We start from the raw sequence: 1,467 nt of genomic DNA on the forward strand, positions 1-1,467 counted from the left end.
GGCGGCCGCGGCGGCGGGCTCGCAGCGCAAAACTAGTAGCCTGGGCACGGGGCGCACCGGCCGGCCGGTGCTCAACTTTGGCGGGCAGAACAATGAATTGTGGTGCGAAGGCGGCGAGGCCAGCTTCATCCGGCGCATGGTGCAGGAAAGCGGCCGCCGGCCCCGCACGGCCTATTGGTTCACGTCGCTGGTGTCGAAAAAGGAAACCTTGCCCGGCGTGTACCGCGCCCTGCAAACGGCTGGCGCCACCGAAGTACGCACCATCGAAATGGCTCAGGGACAGAAGAAAAGCCGCTTTGTGGCCTGGACGTTCCTCACGCCCGCGCAGCGCGAAGCCTGGCGAAAAACCCGCTGGACCGCCCCGCAATAAGCCAACCTGACGAACGGCCGGCTATATTGCGTATCTTCGTCACAATCCACTCCGCTGGCGGGGTCGCGTTTGCCACCGGCACCACCAGCCACCACGATTTAGCAACAAAAAACTATGGGTAGGTCTCAAGAGACATTTGGTAAGAAAGACAACGAGAAAAAGCGCGCGAAGAAGAAAACCGAGAAGGAAGAGCGCAAAGCCGAGCGCCAGGCCAATGCCAAATCCGGCGCGGCCCTGGAAGAGATGTTTGCTTACGTCGACGAAAACGGCAACATCACCTCCACCCCGCCCGACCCCACCAAGAAGCGCGTCATCAAGGACGAGGAAATTCAAATCAGCGTTCGCAAGCAGGAAGACCGCGAGCCCGAAGACACGCAGCGCAGCGGCAGCGTCACGTTCTTCAACTCCTCGAAGGGCTACGGCTTCATCCGCGACGCGCAGACGCAGGAAAGCATTTTTGTGCACGCCAACGCCTTGGGCGGCCTCACCATTGGCGAGAACGACAAGGTGACGTTTGAAGTAGAGATGGGCCCCAAAGGCCCCAATGCCGTGCGTGTACGCATGGCCGGCGCCACGCCGCCCCCGGCCGCTCCCGCCGCCGAATAAGCACTCGGCCAATTACGAAAAAGCCCCGCCCCGCAGCTTCAGTAGCTGGGGGCGGGGCTTTTTCAGTTTTCGTGCCTGCGTTGCTTAGGCGTTGGCGTCCATCGCGGCCAGGCTGCTTTCGGCGGCGTCGGCATCGGCGGTGGTGGTAGCATCAGGGCGGGCGGGCAGGTCGGTGCCATTCAGGCGCTTGGCCAAGTAGCCAACGCCCAACGCCGCGAGGGCGGCCCCAGCCAGCACTTTCTGGGTGGTGCTGAACTTGTGCTTGCGCAGGTTTTTAACGGATTTGGCGGCCCCGCCCAGCAGGGTAGCTTTTTTGCCAGCTTTATTTTTCTTGGCTTTGTCCTTGGTCTTTTTCATGGCGAGAATGGGATGAGGTGATGGTAGAAAGGGGCGGCGACTATTCTTCGGCGGCGAAGCGGGCGCGCTTGGGGTGCTTGCGCGGCGGCAGTGTTGGGGCGGCGTCGGCAGGAGCGGCGGGTTCGTCGGCCTCG

3 protein-coding genes are annotated in these 1,467 nt (G+C 62.4%); 2 read left to right on the forward strand and 1 reads right to left on the reverse strand.

The genetic code is table 11. From position 1 onward, the window contains the following. Together ACYVDE_RS22655 and ACYVDE_RS22660 are read left to right on the forward strand one after the other, a co-directional pair. Positions 1-370: RlmF-related methyltransferase (locus ACYVDE_RS22655; protein ID WP_460503802.1), on the forward strand; the 370-nt coding region annotated here is incomplete at its 5' end. A 114-nt stretch (positions 371-484) separates the two neighbouring features. After that, positions 485-976 (forward strand): cold-shock protein, encoded by a 492-nt coding sequence (locus ACYVDE_RS22660; RefSeq protein WP_460503803.1) that lies wholly within the window; start codon positions 485-487, stop codon positions 974-976. A gap of 84 nt (positions 977-1,060) precedes the next feature. Here ACYVDE_RS22660 and ACYVDE_RS22665 read toward each other — a convergent pair whose 3' ends face one another. After that, the gene (locus tag ACYVDE_RS22665; RefSeq protein WP_460503804.1) at positions 1,061-1,333 is read right to left on the reverse strand and encodes a hypothetical protein; all 273 of its coding nucleotides are present in this window, start codon (positions 1,331-1,333) and stop codon (positions 1,061-1,063) included. Positions 1,334-1,467: the final 134 nt, after the last annotated feature.

The sequence above is a fragment of the Hymenobacter agri genome, assembly GCF_054778495.1.